Annotated in this window: 18 protein-coding genes; 5 read left to right on the top strand and 13 right to left on the bottom strand. The window is 65.6% G+C overall.

Going from position 1 to position 22,752, the window contains the following annotated elements; genetic code table 11:
* Window positions 1-19: 19 nt before the first annotated feature.
* From ABE528_RS03035 to ABE528_RS03010, 6 genes are all read right to left on the bottom strand, one after another.
* A complete protein-coding gene (locus ABE528_RS03035) occupies window positions 20-691 on the bottom strand; it encodes a tail fiber protein (protein ID WP_346652144.1) in 672 nt (223 codons plus the stop codon).
* 45 nt (window positions 692-736) lie between these two features.
* Window positions 737-1,078 carry a hypothetical protein gene (locus ABE528_RS03030; RefSeq protein ID WP_346652143.1) on the bottom strand — a complete coding sequence of 114 codons (342 nt, stop codon included), beginning with the start codon at window positions 1,076-1,078 and terminating at the stop codon, window positions 737-739.
* Complete coding sequence (locus ABE528_RS03025) at window positions 1,075-1,575, bottom strand: GNAT family N-acetyltransferase (RefSeq protein ID WP_346652142.1); 501 nt, start codon at window positions 1,573-1,575, stop codon at window positions 1,075-1,077. Before ABE528_RS03025 ends, ABE528_RS03030 begins: the two co-directional genes overlap by 4 nt.
* 114 nt (window positions 1,576-1,689) lie before the next feature.
* Window positions 1,690-3,789, bottom strand: coding sequence for a site-2 protease family protein (locus tag ABE528_RS03020; protein ID WP_346652141.1), 2,100 nt, complete (start codon window positions 3,787-3,789; stop codon window positions 1,690-1,692).
* On the bottom strand, window positions 3,786-5,105 hold the full coding sequence (locus ABE528_RS03015) for an HlyD family efflux transporter periplasmic adaptor subunit (RefSeq protein WP_152958199.1): 1,320 nt from the start codon (window positions 5,103-5,105) through the stop codon (window positions 3,786-3,788). Before ABE528_RS03015 ends, ABE528_RS03020 begins: the two co-directional genes overlap by 4 nt.
* The gene (locus tag ABE528_RS03010) at window positions 5,102-5,866 is read right to left on the bottom strand and encodes an efflux RND transporter periplasmic adaptor subunit (protein ID WP_346652140.1); all 765 of its coding nucleotides are present in this window, start codon (window positions 5,864-5,866) and stop codon (window positions 5,102-5,104) included. The genes ABE528_RS03015 and ABE528_RS03010 overlap by 4 nt, the downstream gene beginning before the upstream one ends.
* 338 nt (window positions 5,867-6,204) lie before the next feature.
* Here ABE528_RS03010 and ABE528_RS03005 point away from each other — a divergent pair, with 338 nt between their 5' ends.
* Window positions 6,205-7,476 carry a diguanylate cyclase gene (locus tag ABE528_RS03005; protein WP_346652139.1) on the top strand — a complete coding sequence of 424 codons (1,272 nt, stop codon included), beginning with the start codon at window positions 6,205-6,207 and terminating at the stop codon, window positions 7,474-7,476.
* 12 nt (window positions 7,477-7,488) lie between these two features.
* On the opposite strand, the gene mhpT is transcribed toward ABE528_RS03005, so the two are convergent.
* Window positions 7,489-8,718, bottom strand: coding sequence for a 3-(3-hydroxy-phenyl)propionate transporter MhpT (gene mhpT / locus ABE528_RS03000; protein WP_152958195.1), 1,230 nt, complete (start codon window positions 8,716-8,718; stop codon window positions 7,489-7,491).
* 33 nt (window positions 8,719-8,751) lie between these two features.
* A complete protein-coding gene (locus tag ABE528_RS02995; RefSeq protein WP_346652138.1) occupies window positions 8,752-10,143 on the bottom strand; it encodes an alginate export family protein in 1,392 nt (463 codons plus the stop codon).
* 260 nt (window positions 10,144-10,403) lie between these two features.
* Here ABE528_RS02995 and ABE528_RS02990 point away from each other — a divergent pair, with 260 nt between their 5' ends.
* Complete coding sequence (locus tag ABE528_RS02990; protein WP_346652137.1) at window positions 10,404-12,077, top strand: arylsulfatase; 1,674 nt, start codon at window positions 10,404-10,406, stop codon at window positions 12,075-12,077.
* A complete protein-coding gene (locus tag ABE528_RS02985) occupies window positions 12,074-13,099 on the top strand; it encodes a formylglycine-generating enzyme family protein (RefSeq protein WP_346652136.1) in 1,026 nt (341 codons plus the stop codon). Before ABE528_RS02990 ends, ABE528_RS02985 begins: the two co-directional genes overlap by 4 nt.
* Here the strand turns inward: ABE528_RS02985 and ABE528_RS02980 are convergent.
* The 5 genes from ABE528_RS02980 to ABE528_RS02960 form a co-directional block, all read right to left on the bottom strand.
* Entirely contained in the window at window positions 13,080-14,822 is a 1,743-nt protein-coding gene (locus tag ABE528_RS02980; protein ID WP_346652135.1) for an acyl-CoA dehydrogenase family protein, read from the bottom strand. The genes ABE528_RS02985 and ABE528_RS02980 overlap by 20 nt on opposite strands.
* Before the next feature lie 14 nt (window positions 14,823-14,836).
* On the bottom strand, window positions 14,837-16,078 hold the full coding sequence (locus tag ABE528_RS02975; protein WP_346652134.1) for a thiolase family protein: 1,242 nt from the start codon (window positions 16,076-16,078) through the stop codon (window positions 14,837-14,839).
* Window positions 16,075-17,958: a feruloyl-CoA synthase gene (locus ABE528_RS02970; RefSeq protein ID WP_346652133.1), complete on the bottom strand. Its 1,884-nt coding sequence runs from the start codon at window positions 17,956-17,958 to the stop codon at window positions 16,075-16,077. The genes ABE528_RS02975 and ABE528_RS02970 overlap by 4 nt, the downstream gene beginning before the upstream one ends.
* 90 nt (window positions 17,959-18,048) lie before the next feature.
* Window positions 18,049-19,497, bottom strand: coding sequence for an aldehyde dehydrogenase (locus ABE528_RS02965; RefSeq protein ID WP_346652132.1), 1,449 nt, complete (start codon window positions 19,495-19,497; stop codon window positions 18,049-18,051).
* Window positions 19,498-19,572: 75 nt separating this feature from the next.
* Window positions 19,573-20,403 (bottom strand): p-hydroxycinnamoyl CoA hydratase/lyase, encoded by an 831-nt coding sequence (locus ABE528_RS02960; RefSeq protein WP_152958187.1) that lies wholly within the window; start codon window positions 20,401-20,403, stop codon window positions 19,573-19,575.
* A 197-nt stretch (window positions 20,404-20,600) separates the two neighbouring features.
* Between ABE528_RS02960 and ABE528_RS02955 the strand changes: the two genes are divergently transcribed.
* Window positions 20,601-21,071, top strand: coding sequence for a MarR family transcriptional regulator (locus ABE528_RS02955; protein ID WP_103447709.1), 471 nt, complete (start codon window positions 20,601-20,603; stop codon window positions 21,069-21,071).
* A 270-nt stretch (window positions 21,072-21,341) separates the two neighbouring features.
* Window positions 21,342-22,751, top strand: a complete 1,410-nt coding sequence (locus ABE528_RS02950; protein ID WP_152958186.1) for a circularly permuted type 2 ATP-grasp protein — start codon at window positions 21,342-21,344, stop codon at window positions 22,749-22,751.
* Window position 22,752: the final 1 nt, after the last annotated feature.

The following is a 22,752-nucleotide window of genomic DNA, read 5'->3' as shown; positions in this document are numbered from 1 at the left end:
GGCGCCGCCGGCTGTTGCGTTAGTTGCGGCTCGGGAAAACACCCTGCAGCGCGATGATGAAGTTCAACGCGAGGTACGGGCTCAACAACGAGGACGGGATACCGTTGCCGGTCGTGGAAGCTGCCCCGGACACGTTGATGGAGCCGCTGATAGCGGTAGTACCGGTCACGGTGAGTGCCTGCGTGGCCAGGTTGACGCGCGGCAGCGGGTTGCCGGCGTTGTCCTTGCCGCTGTGATAGATCTGGAACGTGGTGCCAGTACCATCGTTGGCGATGCCCAGGCAGCCGCCGGCGATCGGCGTTGCGCTGGTGGCTTCGGCATTGACCACCTGAGGCACGGTGGTACCGCCCAGGTTGTTGGTTGCGGTCAGGTTGTTGGCCGCGGTCAGGTTCAGCAGGTGCGTATGCGGCGGCAAGTTGAGTGGGGTCTGGGTGAGATTTTCGGTACCGCCCTGCTCGCCCAGCTCATAGTTCGACAGGCCAACACCCTGGCCCCAGCCCACCGGCGTGCGGCTGCGCAGGTCAGGCAGGGCGAAGGTATTTACACCATTACCGCCATACACGGTCCCCAGCAGCGCGAACAGCGCCGAGTTCTGGTTCACGGCCATCATCTGGCCCTGGCACAGTGCCCATCCATAGGGGTTGAAATTGAACCCCACCATTCTGATTTCACCCAGGAACGGATCAGCCATCAGACTCTTCCTTATGTTGACTTGCGTGGTTTGGATTTCCGTGAATCAGACTGCATCCGCGGCCACTTGCCGCTGGCGATGGATAACCGCTTCAAGTACATGACGACCATCGGGCTCGGGGAACACCGGGACCATCATCAAGGTCCAGGGCTGCTCACGCCCCGGTCCGAACAGATTGAACACCGCCTGCGGCAGGCTGACCCCAAGGGGCAGCGCCACGGCCAGCGAATAGCATTCGTAGTCCTGGTTCATGGCCACACCTTCGCGTACGGATAGCAGGCTGACCTTCAGGCCCTGTTCCGGCGTGATCTGCAGCACGAAGCCTTCGGGGTTGGCATCGCGCAGTTCCTGCAGGCTGGGAATGGCGGCAAAGGTTGGGTCGCTCATGAGACTTTCCTGGAATCTATGCGAGCGTCGCGGCGCAGTTTCAGGTAAACCCCGGAATCGCCGCAGACGTAGAAGCCCAAGCGGCCATACAGCCGCTGCGCCGGGTTATAGGTTTCGACGAAGAGTTCAACTTTCAGGCCTTGCTGGTCGGCCCGGCGCAATTGCGCTTCGATCAGGGCCGAGCCAATACCCCGGCCCTGGAACTCGCTCAGCAGGGTTATATCGATCACGTTGAGGGTGGTCGCCCCCCAGAACATATAAAGACGGCCAATCGGCCGCCCTTCAAGTTCGATGATCAATAATTCCCCATCGGAATAATGGGCTAGATAGTAATTATGCTGAGCATTGAATTGCTGGCTGAGAAATGCGGCGATCTGCTCGGCGGGCCAGCCACTGCGGGACATCTCCTCGGCGCGCGAGCCGGCATACAGGCGCTCGATAAAGGCCATATCGTCCGGATGCAGGGCACGGAGGGTCACAGCATGCTTCGATATCATGCGAACATCCCTGTAGTCATGACTTTGCGTATTAGCTTTTATTGTGACGCGTGCCACGCTTACTTGCATGGCTAATTGACAGCAGGTTACCCCAACCGTCTTCCAATCGCACGACTAAAATCCACTTTCTCTTACCCCGATCGCTGCCAGACGTCGCCATACGGCGGACAACAGCGATTCGCCCTTTCCGTCCAGCACTACCAGGCCGCGAACAGGGTGTGAAAGTTGTTTTGGCGCACTGTTTTCGAGCATGAATTGCGCCCCGTACTGCGCTTGCAACGGCTGCGCCCTCTTCTCTTCGTCACGGCGGATCGCAATTGGCCCGTGATGGTCGGAAATCAGCGCTTCCTGGTCGATATAGGCCACGCCATTGGCATCCACCGAGGCCAGGCTGACCGCAAGAGAGTCGCGTAATACGTCGTCGGCGACGAAATGCCCGACGGTACCCGGCGCCACCCGCCACAGATCGGCCTCGGCCACGTAGCCGCGCAGACGCAGGCCGCCCTCGGCAATCTGTGCCAGTGGCAACTCGGCACTGACCCAGCGCCCCGGCGCCAGGTTGTCCGCCAGATCGCGCACGGTACCGGTGTGAGGGGCTCGCAGCACCAGGCGCTCGCGCTGGGCCGCCAGGCCACGGTATTCGGCCACGGCCTCGGCCAGGCGCTGCTCGAGAATACCGCTGTCGGCAGCGGTTTCGCTGCGCCCGGACTGACGCCGCAACTGCAACTGGAGAATCTCGATCTCGCGCCGGCCGATGGCCATGCGCGCTTCGAGGTCAGGCGAGTCGAGGGTTATCAGCACCTGGTTGGCCTCGACCTGCTGACCATCCTTGACCTGCACCTTGCGGATCCGCGCCGCAGCCGGCGCATGCAAGGCACTCAAGCGCGAGGCTTCGAGCATCGCCGGCACTTCCACGCCGCTGCGCCATGGCACCACCAGCAAGCCCAGCACCAAGGCCAGGCCAGCGCCGAGCAACAGCACCTTGCGTGGCTGGGCCTTGTCCCGGTGTTGCCACCAGTGTTGCCATTCGCGCCAGATCGGCAGGCCAATGAACCAGACCAGTTCGACCATCATCAGGAAGATGCCGAGCACCTTGAAAAACAGGTGATAAACCGCCAGGGCAATGCCGAAGAACAGCGCCGCGCGCCAGATCCACGAGGCATAGCTCCAGCACAGCAGGCGCCGGCGCAGCTTCGGCGACCAGCGTTCGGGCATGGGCTCGCCATAACCGAAGAGCGTTTCCCGCAGGTGCCAACGACCCAGGGCGAATCCACGCCCCTGCAGGTTATCGACCCCCCACAGATCGCTGAGCAGGAAATAACCATCGAAGCGCATCAGCGGATTGACGTTGATCGCCAGGGTGGTGATCCAGGTGGCACTGGCCAGCATGAAGGCGGCGGTGCGCCCTGCCCCGTCCGGCAGCAGCGACCACGCCAGCAGGGCGATACAGGCCAGGATCAGCTCGGCGAGCACGCCACCGGCGCCGATCAGCAGGCGGGTGCGGCGGTCCTGCACGCGCCAGGCATCGCTGACATCGGTGTACAGCATCGGCAACAGGACCATGAACGCCACGCCCATGCTCGGCACCCGGCAACCGGCGCGCTTGGCCATATAGGCATGGCCAAATTCATGGCACAGCTTGGCGAAGCCCAGGGCAATGGCGAAGGCCGCCATGCCGCCGAGGCTCAGCAGATGGGGGAAGGTCGACAGAAAGCGCTCCCAATCGCGCATCACCAGGAACAGGCCGAGCAGCAGCGTAGCCGGCAGGCCGTAGCACAGCAGGTTGCGACCATGGCGTTCGAGCCAGGGCCAGGTGCGATTGAGGAAAGCGTCCGGGCGCCACAGGGGAATGCGGAAAAACAGGTATTTGTGCAGCACCTGGGCCCAGATGCCCTGGCGCTGGGCTGCCGCCTTGGCGGCGTAGCTGGCGCGCTGCTCTTCATCCACCGCGCTGATCAGGTCATGCCCGCGCAGAAAGCGCAGCAACTCTTCCACCGCAGCGCCGCTCAAGGGTGCGCCCGGCTCGGCATTGGCGGCGTTCAGCACCCGTTGCGGATCGCCCAGGGCCCAGTGGCGCAACAAGCGCATGGCCGGCGCACCGAGCTTGAAATAACGCCCGCGCAACGGATCGGCGAGGGTCCAGTTGGGCGAGCCGTCGAGCCCCGGCGCACCCGCCGAAAGCTGCAAGTCGGGGCGCAGCGCCGGCAGCATCACAGGCCCACCGCCTGACGCAAGGCCGCCAGGGGCCGGCGCAGCAGATACAGGGCCAGCGGGGCGCGATCACCGAACACCTTGGCGGTACCGCGCAGGCCGATGCGCGGCGGCGCGTTCTCGAAGCGGGCATCAAGGCGATAGGCAAGCTGCCCGGCCGGGGTGTTCTGCGCCTGGTAAGCGGCGCGCTCGAGCACGGCGTTGTGCCGGTGCAGCGGATCGCTGTCGAGAAACAGCGCGACTTCGGCGCCCTTCTCCAGGCCAATGGCATCAGCCACCGGCAGTTCGATGCGCAACTCGGCCTGGGCCGGGTCGGCGATTTCCATCAGCCGTTCGCCCGTGCGCATCGGTTTGCCGATATAGCGCTGGGCATCAGCGAACACGGCAATGCCGTCGCGCTCGGCACGCACTTCAGTGCGCGCCAGCAGATCACGGGCGTAGTCACGCTCGGCACGCTTCTGCTCGACCCGGGCGGCCAGCAGATCGAGGCGGGCACTGGAATCGCTATCGGAAAAGGCGCGCTGGGTATTGGCCTTGAACTCCGCCTCGGCCACGCCCAAGGTCCGTTCGGCGACATCGGCCTGGGCCTTGAGGGTGGTGGCATCGAAACGCACCAGCACTTCGCCGGCCTTGACCGGCTGATTCGGCTTGACCAGAAACTCGGCGACCACGCCATCCAGCGGCGCGGCAACCACCTGCCCGTTGCGCGGCGCCACTTCGGCCGGGGCCAGCACCGACTGGCGCACCGGCACCAACAGCACCAGCAGCAGGGCTGCCGCCAAGGCCCAGCGGGTCCGCGCCGGCCAGCGCAGGCGCCATGGCTTGCCCGGCTGCAGTGCAAGCCAGGCGTGGCTGTAACAGTCACCGAGTTGCGCCAGCAGCGCTTGTTCGGCCTCGTTCCAGGGCATGTCACGGGCCAGCCACAGCCCACCGAAGACTTCGCCCTGGCGGTCCTTCAACGGCAGCCAGAACGCATGCGCTGCAGACAGCGCCTGCCAGTCATCCCGACAGGCCTGGTCCAGCTCCTGCGCAGGCACCGTCCCCGGCAGGGCAAAACGCTCGCCAGCCGCCAGCGCCTTGGCCACCCGCTCGACAAACACCACGAACGGCGCATTCGGCTCCACCGAGCTGACGCCGGTCAGCGCGCGGACTTTGCCAGTGATCAACAGGGCCCCATGGCGGTAGCCGAACAGCGGCTGGCTGTCGTTGACCATACTGAACGCCAGCTCCTCCACCGAAGGCGCAGACCGGGCCTGGCGCTCGAGCTTCAGGTAATGGGCCAGCAGTTGCTCCAGAGCGCCGGGAACGGGAGCGTTCATTGGCGCTCCGCGAAGTGCGCCGTGCCGCTCATGCCAGACAGCAGGCCCGAGGTGTTTGCCGGAACATTGGCAATCAGCAGCAACGTCTGGCTGCCTTCGTCGATACGCGCGCCCAGCCGCTTGATCACCGCATCGATCGGCTTGCCGGTTTCATCGGGAACAAAGCTGAAGGTCTGTTCCGGCTTGAGTTTGCCCAGCCAGTTCGAGGGCACCAACAGGTGGATTTCCAGGGCGCGGTTGTCGACGATTTCCAACAGGGGTGCGCCGCTGGCCACGCTTTCGTGGGGCTGGACCCGCCGCTGCACCACCTGGCCGTCGTACGGTGCCTTGATCTGGCAGCGCTGTACCTGCACCTGGTAGACCTGGGCTTCGGCTTGGGCCTGGGCCTGGCGCGCTTCGGCCAGGGACACCTCGAACTTGCCGATCGAGTTCAGCGCAGCCAGTTGCTGCTTGTTGCGCAGCTCTTCACGGGTCGCCCGCACGGCAGCGGCAGAGGCATTGGCCTGGGCCTGGTAGGCACTGCAATCAAAGCGCACCAGCACATCGCCCTTGCTGAACGACTGGCCTTCGCTGAAGGGGATTTCCGTGACCCGACCGGACAGCTCGCTGGCCAATACGGCCTGGTGGCGGGCGCGCAGCACGCCGCGCACTTCACTGGCGCCGTTGGAGGTGGCGCCATCGAGCAACGGGTCGCTTTCGGCCGCCGCCTGTGCAGCACCTGTCATCAAGGCCAACGCCGCCCACCACAGTGCCTGCTTCATCTCGCTACATCCCTGTAAAAAGTGTGGATCTTATCCATTTGGGTATCGGCTGCTGTTCACAGAACGTGAACGCCATGTATCACCATGGGCCACTGTTTATCGAGCACCGCAGCTGGGCAAAGGCATCTGGCCGGGGACGCCGGCAAATGTGAAGCGCATCACAAAACCGGCATTCAAACAGATGGCTGAATGCTATCAACGTTTTTCATCCGCCGGAAGCGGCGAGTTGATCATCGGCAATCGGCAAATATCGGTTTGATCGCGGTTAAAGGCGAATTGCCATCAGCCGATAGGCATAATACTGGCGTTGCCCAATCTCTTGGATCAGTTGCTGCCCCATGATTACCCTGTTCGCCGTCCTGCTCGCCTTACTGCCCGGCCTGGCTCTGCTGCGGGTGCTGCACCGTCAGCGCCAGCAGCACCGTGCCCTGCTGGCGGCGCTGGACGTGGGCGTGTTGCAACTGGATCGTGATGGACGGGTAGTTTGGCACAACCCGGCCGCGGCCGAACTGCTCGGCTGTTGCAGCACGCCGTTGCTCGGTCAGTTCCTGCGAGAACGCCTGCCGCCGCTGGCCGCGCCAGCCGGTTCAGTGCAGTTCACCGGCGACGATGGCCAACCGCGCGCGCTGCACATCAGCCAGCACGTCACGGGCAATGCCAGGCAATGGCTGCTGATCCGTCCGATCCTGGTCGAGGCCGAACGCTTCCAGCGCAGCCAGTATTTCGCCCGCATCGGCACCTGGGATTGGGACATCGACACCGACCGCCTGTACTGGTCCGACGCCATCTACGGCATGTTCGGCCATGCGGTCGCCGCAGTGACACCCAGCTACCAGCTGTTCTGCAACGCGGTTCATCCGGACGATCGCGCCCGTGTGCGCGCCGGCGAACTGCGCTGCATCGAAACCGGCGAGAACCACGACGAGGAGTATCGGGTGGTCTGGCCGGACGGTACGCTGCACTGGTTGCGCGAGACCGGCAACGTGGTCAAGGACGAACGTGGCACGCCTATCAAGATGATGGGCGTGGTGCGTGATATCACCGAGGAGAAAACCTGGGCCAACCGGCTGCACCAACTGGCACACCATGACCCGCTGACCGGCCTGCCCAACCGCCTGGTGTTCGAGGAGCGCCTGGGCAGTGCCCTGGCGCTGGCCCGGCGCAACCACAGCCGTGTCGCACTGGTGTTCATCGACCTCAACGGGTTCAAGGCGATCAACGACAGCCTGGGCCACGCGGCGGGCGACCAGGTCCTGCAGGCCACCGCGAGCCGTCTGCACGAGGCACTGCGCAACTCCGATAGCGTGGCACGCCTGGGTGGCGACGAGTTTGTCACCGTGCTGGAAGGGCTATCGGCCGAGCGTGCGCCTGAGGACGAGGCACGGGGGATCGCGCAAAGGTTGCTGGTGCCGCTGGACGCCCCCATCCGCGTGGGCGACACGCTGCAGCGGGTCGGCGTCAGCCTGGGCATCGCCCTCTTCCCCGATCACGCGCAAACCCGCGACCAATTGATCCATGTTGCCGATCTGGCGATGTACGAGGCCAAGCGCAGCGGCGACAACCAGTACCGCCTGGGCCAGGCGCAGACGCTGCACGCCCGCAACGGCTGACGCGGATGAGGGCTACGCAATACCCTCTGACGTGGCCTCGTCTGCCCGCTTTCTACGCTGCCCGAGCAAGGCACGCGCCGCGACTGCAGCGACCACCAGGCCAGGCGACGCCGCCAGCAGCAGGCCGCCGACCCCCGCCCCCGCCGCCAGGATCTGCCCTGCCGCCAGCGGCCCGGCCATCGAACCCAAGCGCCCAATCGCCACCGAAGCCCCCACACCCGTGGCGCGTACCTGGGTTGGATACAGGGTTGGCGCCAGTGCATACAGCACCAGTTGCCCGCCGATGGCGCAGTAACCCGCAGTGAAACCGGCCAGCAACATCAGGCCAAAACTGCTCGACAAACCCAGCCCCGCCAACGACGCCAGCATCCCGGCATAGGCGATCAGCACCGCCCGCCCGGCAAAGCCGCGGTCCATCATGCGCCCGGTGAGGAATGAACCCGCTGCCCCGCCAAGGTTGAACAGGATCTGAACCGCACCGGCCTGGGGCCGGCTGAAACCTTGGCCGATCAGCAGCGACGGCAGCCAGTTCAGCAGCATGTACAGCACCGTCAGGGTGAAGAAGCATGCCACCCACAGCAGCAGCGTACGGCTCATCTGCCCCGCCCCGAACAGCTGGGCAAGGGTGCCATCGGCGCCGGCCTGCGCACCACCCTGGGCACGGAACGCCTGAGACTCTTTCAACCAGAGCATCAGCACCAGGGCAATCGCGATCGGCGCGATGCCACCGACGTAGAACACCGTGCGCCAGCCCTCGCCTACCCCGCTCATGCCAATCACCGACGCCAGCGCCCCGCCCAGCGGCACGCCGCAATAGGTCAGGCTCACGGCCGTGCTGCGCAGGTGCGCCGGTGCCGCCTCACTGGCCAGGGCGATCAGGATCGGCAACGCCGCGCCCAGTCCAAGGCCGGTCATCAAGCGCGCGATCAGCAGCGTGGTGTAGCTTTCGGCATGGGCGGTGCCGAGCGAGAAACCGCCGAACAGCAGCACTGCCACGATCAGGATCGCCTTGCGGCCAAGCCGGTCAGCCAGCCAGCCGCCGACGAATGCGCCGGGCAACAACCCCAGCAACCCGGCACTGAACACCCAACCGAGCATGCTCGGGGTCAGGGCAAACTCCTTGGCCATGTGCGGTGCGGCAATGCCGGTCGCCTGCAGGTCCAGCCCTTCGAGCAGTGCGACAAGAAAACACAAGCCGATCGTGAGCACCGCCTTGTTGGACGTTGCGGATGTATGACGCATGTGAGGCCCCTCTTGTTGTTATCGGTTGGGTAGTCAAAGGCGGAACGTGGCACGTAACGAGATGAACGACGAGTCCTCGCCGCCAGCGTCCTTGATGGCCGCGCCGACGTCGTAGTACTTGAGGTCGAGGTCCAGCGTGAGGTTGGGTGTGGCCAGCCAGCGGGTGTTGGCGCGGTAGATGGTGCCCACGTGCCGGCCCGTACCGCGGGTGTTGGCCAACAGGCTCATGCCGGGCATGTACACACCGTCCTCTTCGCGCTGCTTCCAGACTTCGAAGAGGCCGGGTTCGAAGCGCACCGTGCGCCAGGGCGAAAAACCGAACTTGGGCCCGACCACGATGATGTTGCTCAGGGTGGTGAGGCTGGCCTCGCCGTAGACGCCGTTGCGCGGGTAAAGCGGGTCGAAGGTGCCGACCTTGCCGTCGCCTGGGTCGCTGTCGCCGCTGGCGGCATCGATGCGCATGCCCAGGCGTGGTTGCCAGGGATGGGCGAAGGTATAACCGCTGTCGCTCGACACGGCCCAGGCGCGGATCGAGGCATTGCCCAGGTGGCCGGTCTGCCCGGCCAGGTTCCAGCTCCAGTCCAGCGCCTGCTGGCGGCCGAACAGCCGCGTGCCGAAGGTGTAGCGCTGTTCGTCACCGGATTCGCCGGCCAGGCTACGGTCGTCGGTTTCCAGGCCGAAGGCGAACAGGTCCATGTTCCAGGCCGGCGACAGCGGCAAGGTACCGTAGAGGCCATAGAACTTGACGCTGTTGTTGCTACCGTCGTCCCAGCTGTCCTCGCCGGTTTTCAGTGGGCGCACCGCAAAGGCATCGAGCTTGCGCCCGTCCTTGAGGTTGAGGCCGGCGCGCACGCCGTCGAAGCTCAGGCGGATGTTCGGTACGTCGCGGTAGGTGACGAACACCTGGTCGCCAAAGGCCATCTCCTGGCGACCTACACGGGTGGTATAGCGCCCCTCGGCAAAGTCGTGGTTGAAGTCGACGAAAGCCTGGCGCACTTCATTGCGGCCCTCATCGTTGGGCGAGTACAGGTCCTTGCCGAAGGCGCGGGTGTTTTCCACCTGGACGAAGGTGCGCAGGGCATCGTCGAACAGGTGCAGGTCGGCGTGGGCCTGCAGCCGTTGCAGCAGGTAGGAATCGTCTTTAACCCCGCGCAGGCCGAAGAAAGGCTTGTCGAGCGCGTCGGCCCGGTAGCGCGCCTCGGCACCGAGTTGCAGCCAGGCCGACTCGGACAGCCGGTGGTAGCGCAGGCCATCGAAAGGGTCGGTGGCTTTGCCAGGGTCGTCGAGAAAGCGGTAGTCCTCGATCCAGCGAGGGGCGCCGGGCCGCCCTGGCCGGCTCTCTTCAAGCGGGTTGGCCGCATGCACGGTCTGGCAGAGCGAAAGCAGTACAAGGGGCACCCACACCCCATTCAACGGCCTGGTCATCAGAATTTCCCTTTGCTTGTTCTTATATTTGTCTTTGGAACTGGATAACTCTATTAACGATTATTTTTGTTAACTATTAAGCCGTCAATAGGGATGATCGCTGCGGCAAGCAGCGACCACCATCAAGCGTTCGCTGATCGCACACTTCTGCACCCAGTGACCGCGGCACGCCCCTCTCGGCCGCTAGAATCTCCATGGCGCGGCCTCTAGCATGAGGCTCTAGCCAAAAACTCATTCATAAGAACAACAAGAGCACCTCAATGAATCATCTGCCCTCCCTCGCCGCCCTCGGCGTGCTCATGCTCGCTGCCGGCCAGGCGCTGGCTGCACCATCCGTTAAACAACCAAACATTCTGCTGGTCGTCGCCGATGACCTCGGCTTCTCCGACCTGTCGGCCCTGGGCAGCGAGATCCAGACGCCGAACCTGGACAAACTGCTGGCCGCCGGCCGCCTGATGCTCGACTTCCACGCAGCGCCCAGCTGCTCACCGACCCGCGCCATGCTGATGTCCGGCAACGACCCGCACCTGGCCGGGTTGGGCATGATGTCGGAAGCGCGCAAGCGCCTACCTCCAGGCTCCGAGGTGCGCGCCGGCTACGAAGGTGTGCTCGGTGGCAATGTCGCCACCTTGGCCGAACTGCTGCATGACGCCGGTTACCGCACCTATATCTCCGGCAAATGGCACTTGGGCATGCAGCCGGCGCAGCAGCCGCAGAACCGCGGCTTCGACCAGGCCTACGTGCTGCTCGAAGGCGGCGCCGCTCACTTCAAGCAGGCCAACATGGACCTGCAGTCGAACTACAGCGCAACCTTCCGCCACAATGGCGAGCCCATCGAACTGCCCGACGACTTCTACTCCAGCACCTGGTTCACCGACCGCCTGATCGATGTCATCGACCAGGGCAAGGCCAGCAACAAGCCGTTCTTCGCGTTCGCCGCCTATACGGCGCCGCACTGGCCGCTGCAGGCGCCGGACCGTTACCTGGCGCAATACCGTGGCCGTTACGACCAGGGTTACGAGGCCATCGCCCGTGAGCGCCTGGAGCGCCAGCGCAAGGCCGGCCTGGTACCGGCCGACTTCCCCCAGGAAGCCACACTGGAAGGCGTGCCGAGCTGGGCTTCGCTGAGCGAAGAACAACAGCGCCAGTCGGCACGCAGCATGGAGGTATACGCCGCCATGGTCACGGCCCTGGATGCCGAGGTCGGGCGCCTGGTGGAGCACCTGCGCAACACCGGCGAGCTGGATAACACGCTGATCCTGTTCATGTCCGACAACGGGCCGGAGAATGCCACCCGCGTCGATCCCGACTGGATCAAGGCGAACTTCGACAACCGCCTGGAGAATTACGGCCGCCGCGACTCGTTCCTGATGATCGGCTCGGCCTGGGCCCAGGTCAGCGCCCTGCCCAGCCGTCGCTACAAGATGACCACCTACCAGGGCGGCATCCGCGTACCGGCCTTCGTCTACTACCCGGCCACCATCAAGGCCGGCCGCAGCGAGGAACTGGCCAGCGTGCGCGACATCATGCCGACGCTGCTGCAACTGGCCGGTGCGCCGCTGCCCGGCATCAAGTACCGCGACCGCGATATCGTGCCGCCGCAAGGCACCTCGGCGCTGGACTACCTGCAAGGCAAGGACAGCCAGATCCACGCCAGCGACGAAGCCCTGGGCTGGGAAATCAACGGCAGCGCCTCGCTGCGCAAGGGGCCGCTGAAGCTGTTGTGGGATGCCACCGACGGTACACCGGGCTGGCACCTGTACGACCTGCGCAAAGACCCCGGCGAACACCACGACATCGCCGCTGAGCACCCAGGGCAGGTGGTGCAGATGCTGCGCGACTGGAAAGCCTATGCCCAGCGCAGCAACATCGCGATCGATGCCGATGGCCGCCCGGCCAGTCCGGCAAGCCCGGCCCTGGCCAGGCAGCAATGAACGCCCGACTTGCCGCTGGCGCAGCGCTCGCCGCCGGCCTGCTCGCCGCCGTGTACGGCGCCTGGCCACAAGCCGCGGCGCCGCTGCTGCTGTGCGCAAGCTACAGCGGCCTGCCCGCGCAGCGCCAGGGCCCGTGGCGGGACGGCATGGTGCACGTGCCTGGCGGCGAGTTCAGCTTTGGTTCAAGCCGCTTCTATGACGAGGAAGGCCCGCCCCATCGCGCCAGGGTGTCGGCCTTCTGGATCGACGTGCATCCGGTCACCAATGCCCAGTTCGCCCGCTTCGTGAACGCCACCGGGTACGTCACCCATGCCGAGCGCGGCATCAGTGTGGAAGACGATCCCGACCTGCCCGAAGGCCTGCGTGTGCCGGGCGCGATGGTGTTCCAGCAGGGCCCGGACGTGCTCAGCCCCGGCTGGCAGTTCATCCCGGGTGCCAGCTGGCAGCACCCGCAAGGGCCGGCGAGCAGCCTGGCCGGGCTGGACAACCATCCGGTGGTGCAGGTCGCCCTGGAAGATGCCCAGGCCTACGCCCGCTGGGCCGGCCGCGAGCTGCCCAGCGAGGCGCAGCTCGAGTACGCCATGCGCGGCGGCCTGGCGGATGCGGACTTCAGCTGGGGCGCCAGCGAGTTGCCCCAGGGCAAGCTCATGGCCAATACCTGGCAGGGCCAGTTCCCCTACCACAACGCGGCGGCCGACGGCTTTACCGGCACCTCGCCGGTAGGCTGCTTCCCGGCCAATGGCTTGGGCCTGTTCGATGCTGGCGGCAATGTCTGGGAACTGACCCGCAGCGGCTACCGGCCGGGCCACGACGCCCGGCGCGACGCCGTGCTCGACCCTCCAGGGCCGCAATTGAGCGACAGTTTCGACCCCGCCGAGCCGGGCGTGCCGGTGGCAGTGATCAAGGGCGGCTCGCACCTGTGCTCGGCGGACCGCTGCATGCGCTACCGGCCCTCGGCACGTCAGCCACAACCGGTGTTCATGGCAACCTCACACGTAGGCTTCAGAACGATTCAGCAATGAACGGCAACGGTGCAGCGGCCGCAGCGATGGCCGCCACCTGCCGGTCGAGGTCGGGTAGCAGGTAGTCGAAGAAGTAACCGACGCTTTCCTGCTTCTCGCGGCGTAGTGGCGCCTCCACCGGCAGTGCCTCGATACAGCGGGCAGTGCGGGCCCAGGCAAAGGCCTGCAAGGCCGTGGCACAAAGTTGCAGGAAGTCGCCAGCCGCGCGATACGGGTATTCGCAATCGTCCGCTGCCATCAACCGCAGGTTGGCCAGCACCGTTTCGAGCTTGTCGCAGGCCCCGCCCAGCTCGGTGGCAGCCCTGCCAGCCGACGCGGCGGCCTCGGCGCGCAACTCCCCCAGCAGCAGCGCAACCCCTTCGCCGCCATCGCCCAGCACCTTGCGCAACAACAGGTCGTTGGCCTGGATCTCGTTGGTGCCTTCGTAGATCATCGCGATGCGGCTGTCGCGCAGGGTCTGCTCGATGGCGAACTCCTCGGTGTAGCCATAGCCGCCGAACACCTGCAGGGCCTTGCTGGCCAGGCTGAAACCTTGCTCGGTGAAGGCCGCCTTGATCACGGGCGTCAACAGCGCGGCCAGTGTCGCCGCCTTGGTCCGTTGCTCAGGTTCGGCAGCGACCGCAGCGATATCCAGCCAGTGCGCCGCCCAGTAAGCCAATGCCCGCATGCCCTCGCTGCGCACGCGCAACTCCAGCAGGGTCCGGCGCATGGCCGGGTGCAGGTGGATCAGGTCGGCCCCCTGGGCACCCTTGGCGCGGCCCGGCGCGTTCATCTGGCGCCGCTCCAGGGCATAGTCGCGGGCCTGCTGCCAGGCGGCCTGGGCATGCCCCAGCCCTTGCAGCCCGACATGCAGCCGGGCCGAGTTCATCATCACGAACATCGCTGCCAGGCCACCGTGGGCCTGGCCGACCAGCCAACCGCGGGCACCTTCGAAGCGCAACGCGCACGTGGCGCTGCCACGAATGCCCAGCTTGTGCTCCAGGCCGTCGCAGTACACGGCATTGCGCTGGCCGTCCTCGTGCCATTTCGGCACCAGCAGCAATGACAGCCCACGGCTGCCGGCCGGCGCATCCGGAAGCCGCGCCAGCACCAGGTGGAGGATGTCGCGGGTCAGGTCGTGCTCGCCTCCGGAGACGAACAGCTTGTTCCCGGTTACCGCGTAACTGCCATCGCCCAGTGGCTCGGCACGGCTGCGCAGCAAGCTGAGGTCACTGCCGGCCTGGGCTTCGGTCAGGCACATGGTGGGCAAGGTCTGGCCACTGACGATGCCCGGCAGATAGCGTGCCTGCAACGCGACGGACCCGTGGCTTTTCAGGCACAGGTAGGCCCCATGGGCGATGCCGGTATACATGGCCCAACCGTGGTTGCTGCCAAAGAGCATTTCCTGCAGGGCCGCCTCCAGCACCAGGGGCAGCCCCTGGCCGCCAGACTCGGTGGCACACGCCAGCGCAGGCCAACCGCCTTCGACATAGGCACGGTAGGCGGCCGGGAAGCCCTCTGGCGAGCTCACCTGGCCTTGCGCCACCCGGCAGCCCTGGCGGTCACCGGGAGCATTCAAAGGCGCCAGCACCTGTTCGCTGAAACGGGCCGCCTGCTCCAGCACCTGAACCGCGAGGTCGAGGTCGACGTCGGCATAAGCCGGTAGCTGCGGCCAGGCCTGATCGACCCGAAGCCAGTGTTGCAGGACGAACTGCATGTCGCGCAGCGGCGCCTTCCAGGCCATGGCTTACCTCGGGATCAGTCAGTGAAATGGGGGTTTTCGATCAGCAGCGCCATGCCCTGGCCACCGCCGATGCAGGCCGCGGCGATGCCATAACGCAGGTTGCCGTGGCGCAGTTGCCGGGCCAGGGTGTGCACCAGGCGCAGGCCGGTGGCGGCCAGCGGGTGGCCAAGGGCGATGGAACTGCCGTGGACATTGAGTTTTTCCATATCGAGTTCGAGCGCCTGGGCTACTGCCAACAACTGGGCGGCTTGCGCCTCGTTGATTTCGAAGCGGTCGATCTGCTCCAGGCGCAGGCCGCTGCGTTCGAGCAGCAGTGCGATGGCTGGCACCGGCCCGATGCCCATGGTTCGCGGCGGCACGCCCACGGCCGTGGCCATCAGCAAGCGTGCCAGCGGTGGCTGGGTGCAGCCCGAAAAGCGCGTGACCACTGCCGCCGCCGCGCCATCGACCACGGCGCAACTGTTACCGGCGGTGTGTACGCCACCCTCGTGCACTGCACGCAAACGGGCCAGCGACGCCGCATCGGTAGGCCGTGGGTGGCTGTCCCGGCTGACCGCGGTCACCCCTCGTGGTAACCCGATGGCGCGTGGCAGGCAGCCTTCTGCGCTGAACGTCTGCGCCGTGACAGTGGCGATCTCATCGTCGAACCAGCCTTGTGCCTGGGCTTGCAGGGCGCGCTGGTGGCTGCGCAGGGCCCAGGCATCCACCGCTTCACGGCCCAGGCCATACTCGCGGGCCAGGAGCTCGGCGGTACCGATCATGTCCACGCCGGCAGCCGGGTCGTACAGCGCTTCCCAAAGAAAATCCTTGAACCCGACCGGCGCGCCAAGGCGGAAGCCGCCGCGGTGTTCGTAGGCGGCGATCGGGTTGCGCGACATCGACTCGGCGCCTACGCACAACACCTGCTGCGCGCCACTGCGCAACTGCTCGGCGGCCTGGCGCAGCAACTCCAGCCCGGTGCCGCAGATGCGCTGTACCGCCAGCGCCGGAACGCCTTGCGGTACGCCACAGTACAAGCCGATGTGACGCGGCAGCATGTAGGCATCGAAACTGGCCTGGGCCATGCTGCCGGCGAGCACGCTGTCCACCGTTTGCGGGGCGCTGCCGGCCCGCGCCAGCGCCGCCCGCCCGGCCAGGATGCCCAGGTCGATGGGCGAAACCCCGGCCAACGCACCGCCCAGGTCGACCCAGGGCGTGCGCGCCATCGCGACGATGGCGGCATCCTCGAACGCCGTGCACAGCCCGCTGCGGCTCATGGCAGCACCTGTGCGCGCAATGCGCTCGGGTCTTCGCCGCGGTACAGCGCCTCGACCTGTGCAGCGCGCCGTTGCAGCACCGCACGCTGGTTGATCGAGCCCTTGTCGGTGATCTCGCCAGCATCGATCGATGGCGGCTCTACGAGCAGCGCTAGCCACTCGACGCGGCTGGCGTTGCCCTGGGCATCGCGGTTCAAGCGCTCCAGCCAGCCGGCGAACCAGTGGCGCACGGCATCGCTGGCCAGTACCTCGGCATCGCTGGCAGCCACGGGCAACCCGGCCAGCTGCCGGCACTCGGGTAACCGCGCAAATACCAGCACCCCCAGGCATTCACGGTCCGGCGCGGTCACCACGATATCCTGCACATAGGGCGAGCCCTCCAGCACCGCACGGTTGCGCAGCGGGCCGACACTGACGAACACCCCTGAAGACAGCTTGAAGTCCTCGGCGATGCGGCCATCGAACATCAGGCCATGCTCGGGTTGCTCGGCAACGGCAAGCTTCAGGGCGTCGCCCGAACAGTAGAAGCCCTCCTCATCGAAGGCCTCTGCCGTCTGCTGCGGCGAGCGCCAGTAGCCCGGCATGATGTGCGGGCCACGGAAACGCGCCTCCAGCTTGCCGGCCTGCGGCACCAGTTTCACCTCGCAGCCCGGCGCCGGCAGCCCGACATAGCCGGCCATCGACAGTGGCCCGGTGGTGAAGGTGCATGAGGGTGAGGCTTCGGTCATGCCCAGGCCGGCCATCATGCGGATGCGCTCGCCACAATGCTGCTCGGCAATCCGGTCGAGGCGGTCCCAGACACTCTGCGACAGGCCCGCAGCGGCGAAGAAGAACAGCTTGATGCGGGCGAAGAACACCTCGCGCAGCGTAGCGTCCTGCTCCAGTGCCTTGACCAGCTCTTCCCAGCCCTTGGGCACGGTGAGGTAAGCCGTGGGGGAAATCTCGCGCAGGTTGCGCAGGGTCTCGGCGAAGCCTTGCGGAGTCGGCTTGCCGGTGTCCAGATAGAAGCTGCCGCCGTTGTACAGCACGATGCCGAGGTTGTGGCTGCCACCAAAGGTGTGATTCCAGGGCAGCCAGTCCACCAGCACCGGCGGCTCCTCGGCGAATACCGGGAAGGTCTGCAACAGCATCTGCTGGTTGGCGCAGAGCATGCGCTGGGTGGTGATCACCGCCTTGGGCAACTTGGTCGAACCCGAGGTGAAGAGGAACTTGGCGATGGTGTCCGGCCCGGTTGCGGCGAATGCCGCATCGGCCGCAGCCAGGTCGCCAGCTTGCAGCAGGGTGTCGAAGCCCAGGTGACGACGGCCCGCAGCCTGGCCGCGCACGCTGATCACTGCGACCGAAGCGTCCAGCACGGCATCGAAGGCCCGCTGGAACGGTTGGGCGTCGGTGGCAAACACCAGCCCTGGGGTCAGCACTTCGCACACATGGCGTAGCTTGGCGAAGTCCTGCGACAGCAGCGCGTAGGCTGGCGATACCGGGCAATAGGGAATGCCGGCATACATGGCGCCGAGGGCTATCTGCAGGTGCTCGATATCATTCCCGGAAAACAGTGCCAATGGCCGCTCGGCGCTGAGGCCAAAGCCCAGCAGGTTGGCGGCGATGGTGCGCACATCGGCGAGCATCTGCGCGTAGCTGATCGTACGCCAGGCACCGTCCGCCTGCCGCGCCGCGATGAACGTGCTGTCGGGGCGCACGCTGGCCCAGTGCAGCAGGCGGTCGAGTAGGCGCGCCGGTAGCGGTGCCAAGGGTTCGACGGGCTGCATGCGCAGCACGCCATCAACGTGGCTGACCTGCACTTGGGGATGCCCGATGGCCACCTGCCGGTAGCGCGGGACTTGGCCAGGGTCGATTGACCGTGAGCGGGCTTCGGTATTCACGCAGGTTGCTCCTTGTTCTTGTTGTACATCCTGCCGCCGCCTGACGTTGCAGGCGGCGGTCTTGTAGCGCGTTGCCTGGGGTTGCAAAGGCTAGATCGGGTAATGCCGCGGGCCTTGCTGCAGGGTGACCCAACGCAGCTGGGTGAACTGGTCGATCGCGGTGCGGCTGCCGAAGCTGCCGTAGCCGCTGGACTTGACCCCGCCGAACGGCATCTGCGCTTCGTCGTGCACGGTCGGGCCGTTGATATGGCAGATACCCGACTCCACCCGTTGTGCCAGGGCCAGGGCGCGACTGGTGTCGCGGCTGAAGATCGCCGACGACAGGCCGAACTCCGAGTCGTTGGCCAACGCCAGCAGGGCCTCGTCGCCCTCGGCACGCAGCACCACCGCCACCGGCCCGAAGGACTCCTCGCGGTACAGGCGCATGCTGGCATCGACGTTATCGAGCAAGGTCGGTTGCAGGATGCTGCCATCGAGTTGGCCACCACACACCAGGCGCGCGCCCTTGGCCACGGCGTCGTCGATCAGCGCCTTGATGCGCTCGCCGGCCTCGGCACTGACCAGCGAACCGAGCACCGAGGTGCTGGCTTGCGGGTCACCCGCGCGCAGCCCGGCGACCTTCACCGCCAGCTTGTCGACGAAGGCGTCGGCGATGCGGCTGTCCACCACCAGGCGTTCGGTAGACATGCAGATCTGCCCTTGGTTGAAGTAGGCGCCAAAGGCCGCCGCTTCGACCGTGACGTCCAGGTCGGCATCATCGAGCACCAGCAGCGGCGCCTTGCCACCCAGTTCGAGCAGGGCTGGCTTGAGGTGGCGGGCGGCCAATTCGCCGACGATGCGCCCGACATGGGTGGAACCGGTGAAGTTGACGCGACGCACGGCGGGGTTGGCGATCAAGCGCTCGACGATGGCCGGGGCGTCCTCCGGCGCATTGCTGATGACATTGACCACGCCATCGCCAAGGCCGGCGTCTTGCAGCACCTGGCCGATCAACCGGTGCACCGCCGGGCTCAGCTCCGAAGCCTTGAGCACCACCGTGTTGCCACAAGCCAGCGGCATGGCGATGGCGCGGGTGGCGAGGATTACCGGGGCGTTCCACGGGGCGATGCCCAGCACCACGCCACAGGGCGCGCGCAAGGCCATGGCAAAGCTGCCAGGCACATCCGAGGGAATCACCTCGCCGGTGATCTGCGTGGTCATGGCGGCGGCTTCGCGCAGCATGTTGGCAGCCAGCTTGACGTTGAAGCCGTACCAGTTGGCCATGGCCCCGGTTTCACCGGCAGCGGCGATGAATTCGGCAGCCCGTGCCTGCAGCAGGTCGGCGCCGGCGAGCAAGCGGCTACGCCGCTCACCGGGGGCCAATGCCGCCCAGGCCGGGAATGCCGCGTGGGCCGCAGCCACCGCCGCATCGGCATCGGCCAGGGTGGCGGTGGCAGCTTGCGACACCACCTCACCCGTCACCGGGTTGCGGCGTTCGAAGGTTCGTCCATCACGGGCAGGACGTGACTGCCCGCCAATCAGCAAAGGCACCTGCAACATGCTCATTCCTCTTGTTGTCGTTATAGAGAAATACCCACGGGCAGTGGCCGATGAGGCCAATGCCCGCCGCTGGATTCAGCGCTTGTAGGCTTGCAGACCGGGCTTGATGCTCTTGTCGTCGAGGAACTGCTTCATGCCCTGCTCGCGACCACCGCTGGTATCCAGCAGGCGCGACTGGTCGAGCTTGGCGTAGAGGTAGTCTTCGTTCTGCTCCCAGGTCAGTTCGCGGCAACGCTTGAAGCCGTTCTTCGCGGCGCGCAGGACCACCGGGTTCTTTTCCAGCAGGTTCAGCGCCAGCTCACGGGTGGTTTCACGCAGCTCGGCCAGCGGCACGCTGTCGTTGACCAGGCCCATTTCCGCTGCCTTGCGGCCGTCGAAGGTCTTGCCGGTCATGATGTAGTACAGCGACTGGCGATGGCCAACGGTATCGGCCATGGCCTTGCTGACCAGGTTGCCTGGCGGGATGCCCCAGTTGATTTCCGACAGGCCGAAAGTGGCCTCGTTGGCGCAAATGGCCAGGTCGCACGCCACCAGCGGGCTGAAGCCGCCGCCGAAGCACCAGCCGTTGACCATGGCGATGGTCGGTTTGGCGTACAGGCGCAGCAGCTTCCATTGCCATTGCGAGGCTTCGCGGCGGATTTTCTCCTGGAGGATTTCCGGGCCGGCGTCCACCTCGCGGAAGTACTCCTTGAGGTCCATGCCTGCGGTCCAGGATTCGCCAGCACCCGTCAGTACCAGCACGCCTGCGTCGGCGTCCTGCTCCAGGGTTTCCAGCACATCGACCATCTCCCGGTTCAGGGTCGGGCTCATGGCGTTGCGCTTTTCCGGCCGGTTGAGGGTGACCCAGGCGATGCCCGATTCCAGTTCGACCTTGACGGTGGTCCAGCGGCCTTCGTATTTGCTCATGGTTCTGCACTCTTGTTGTTCGAGGTGATGGGCTTACGCTAATCGAGCAAATTAGTTATGTCAATTAATCGTTATGAAAGTTATCTTTATCTGCGTGTGTATCGAGCAGCTTTTTTACTGGCGCGCCCCTAGCCTGATCGTGCGGGGGCAGGCAAACTGGGTAACTTTCTTATCAATAACCGAGGAGCATGCCCCTGATGGCCAGGTCTGCCCGAACTGCCGACACCGCCCCCCTGCTCCCCGCTGCCGGGGAAGTGGTACTTGAGGACTTGATCGGTTACGCGTTGCGCCGTGCGCAACTGAAGCTGTTTCAGAACCTGATTGGCCGGCTCTCGGCCTACGACCTGCGCCCAGCGCAGTTCTCGGCATTGGCGATCATCGAGCAGAACCCGGGGCTGATGCAGGCCGACCTGGCGCGGGCGCTGGCAATCGAGCCGCCGCAGGTGGTGCCCATGCTCAACAAGCTGGAAGAGCGGGCACTGGCGGTGCGGGTGCGCTGCAAGCCGGACAAGCGTTCGTACGGCATCTACCTGAGCAAGGCCGGGGAAGCGCTACTCAAGGAACTGAAGCAGATCGCCAGCGACAGCGACCGCGACGCCACGTCAGCGCTGGATGATGAGGAACGGGGGCAGTTGCTACGGTTGCTGACCAAGATCTATCAGGAGTAAGCCAATCACAACGCAAGCACCAACTCGGGGCAAAACCTGCAGCGCGATGCATGACGCGCCCTTTTGATGCACGCCGGGCGGCAGCCCCGGTGTCAGGCAGTCACCACTGCGCCCCACGCCGCCCTTTGATTGCGCAACAAAACCACATTGTTTCAATGCCTTAGCGCTCACTCACGCTCACTCGAACGCTGCGCCGTAGTTTCGGCACCTTCATTGCAATGGCCTTTTGCACGCAAAACGCACTGCCAGCAACGGTAGCAAGGAGTGGCTATGTCCCGGGCTTTTTTCAATGAAATGTACGAAGCGAACGGCAGTTGCCGCCCGCATTATCAGGAGTTTGCCCGCTGGTTGGCCAACACCCCGCTGGAGCTGCTGGAACAACGCCGGCGCGAAGCCGACCTGCTGTTTCATCGCGCCGGCATCACCTTCACCCTGTACGGCGACAAGCAGGATACCGAGCGCCTGATCCCCTTCGACATCATCCCGCGCAGCATCCGCGCCAGCGAATGGCGCATGGTCGAGCGCGGTTGTATCCAGCGGGTGCAGGCGTTGAACCTGTTCCTCCAGGACATCTACCACGACCAGCGCATCCTCAAGGCCGGCATCATCCCGCCGGAGCAGGTGCTGGCCAACGAAGGCTACCAGATCGCCATGCAGGGCCTGGACCTGCACCGTGGGCTGTATGCCCATATCGCCGGCGTCGATCTGGTGCGCGATGGGGATGGCAGCTACTTCGTGCTGGAAGACAACCTGCGCACCCCCAGCGGGGTCAGTTACATGCTCGAAGACCGCAAGATGATGATGCGGCTGTTCCCCGAACTGTTCGCCGCCCAGCGTATCGCCCCCATCGACCACTACCCCAACCTGCTGCTGGACACGCTCAAGAGCGCCAGCCCGCTGGACAACCCCACCGCCGTGCTGCTCACCCCGGGCCGCTTCAACAGCGCCTACTTCGAGCATGCCTTCCTGGCGCGGGAAATGGGCATCGAACTGGTCGAGGGTGCCGACCTGTTCATCCGTGACGAGCATGTCTACATGCGCACCACCGCCGGCCCGCAACAGGTGGACGTGATCTACCGCCGCCTGGACGACGACTACCTCGACCCGCTGACGTTCAACCCGGACTCGATGCTGGGCGTGCCTGGGCTGACCTCGGTGTACCGCGCCGGCAACGTGGTACTGGCCAACGCGGTGGGCACCGGCGTGGCCGACGACAAGTCGATCTACCCCTACGTCGACGACATGATCCGCTTCTACCTGAGCGAAGAGCCGATCCTCAACAACGTGCCCACCTGGCAATGCCGCCGGCCTGCGGACCTGTCCCATGTCCTGGCGCACCTGCCCGAGCTGGTGGTCAAGGAAACCCAAGGCTCCGGTGGCTACGGCATGTTGGTCGGCCCGGCGTCGACCCGTGCCCAGATCGAGGACTTCCGCGCCCGCATCAAGGCCCGCCCGCACGCCTACATCGCCCAACCCACGCTGTGCCTGTCCACCTGCCCGACCTTCGTCGACAGCGGCATCGCCCCGCGCCACATCGACCTGCGCCCGTTTGTGCTGTCGGGCAGTGAAACCCGCCTGGTGCCTGGTGGCCTGACCCGCGTGGCGCTGCAGGAAGGCTCGCTGGTGGTCAACTCGTCGCAGGGCGGCGGTACCAAGGACACCTGGGTGGTGGAGGACTGAA

Source organism: Pseudomonas sp. TWI628 (assembly GCF_039673865.1).
GTDB lineage: Bacteria > Pseudomonadota > Gammaproteobacteria > Pseudomonadales > Pseudomonadaceae > Aquipseudomonas.
The sequence above is the reverse complement of the archived record's forward strand: the minus strand, read 5'-3'. Positions and strand labels throughout refer to the sequence as shown.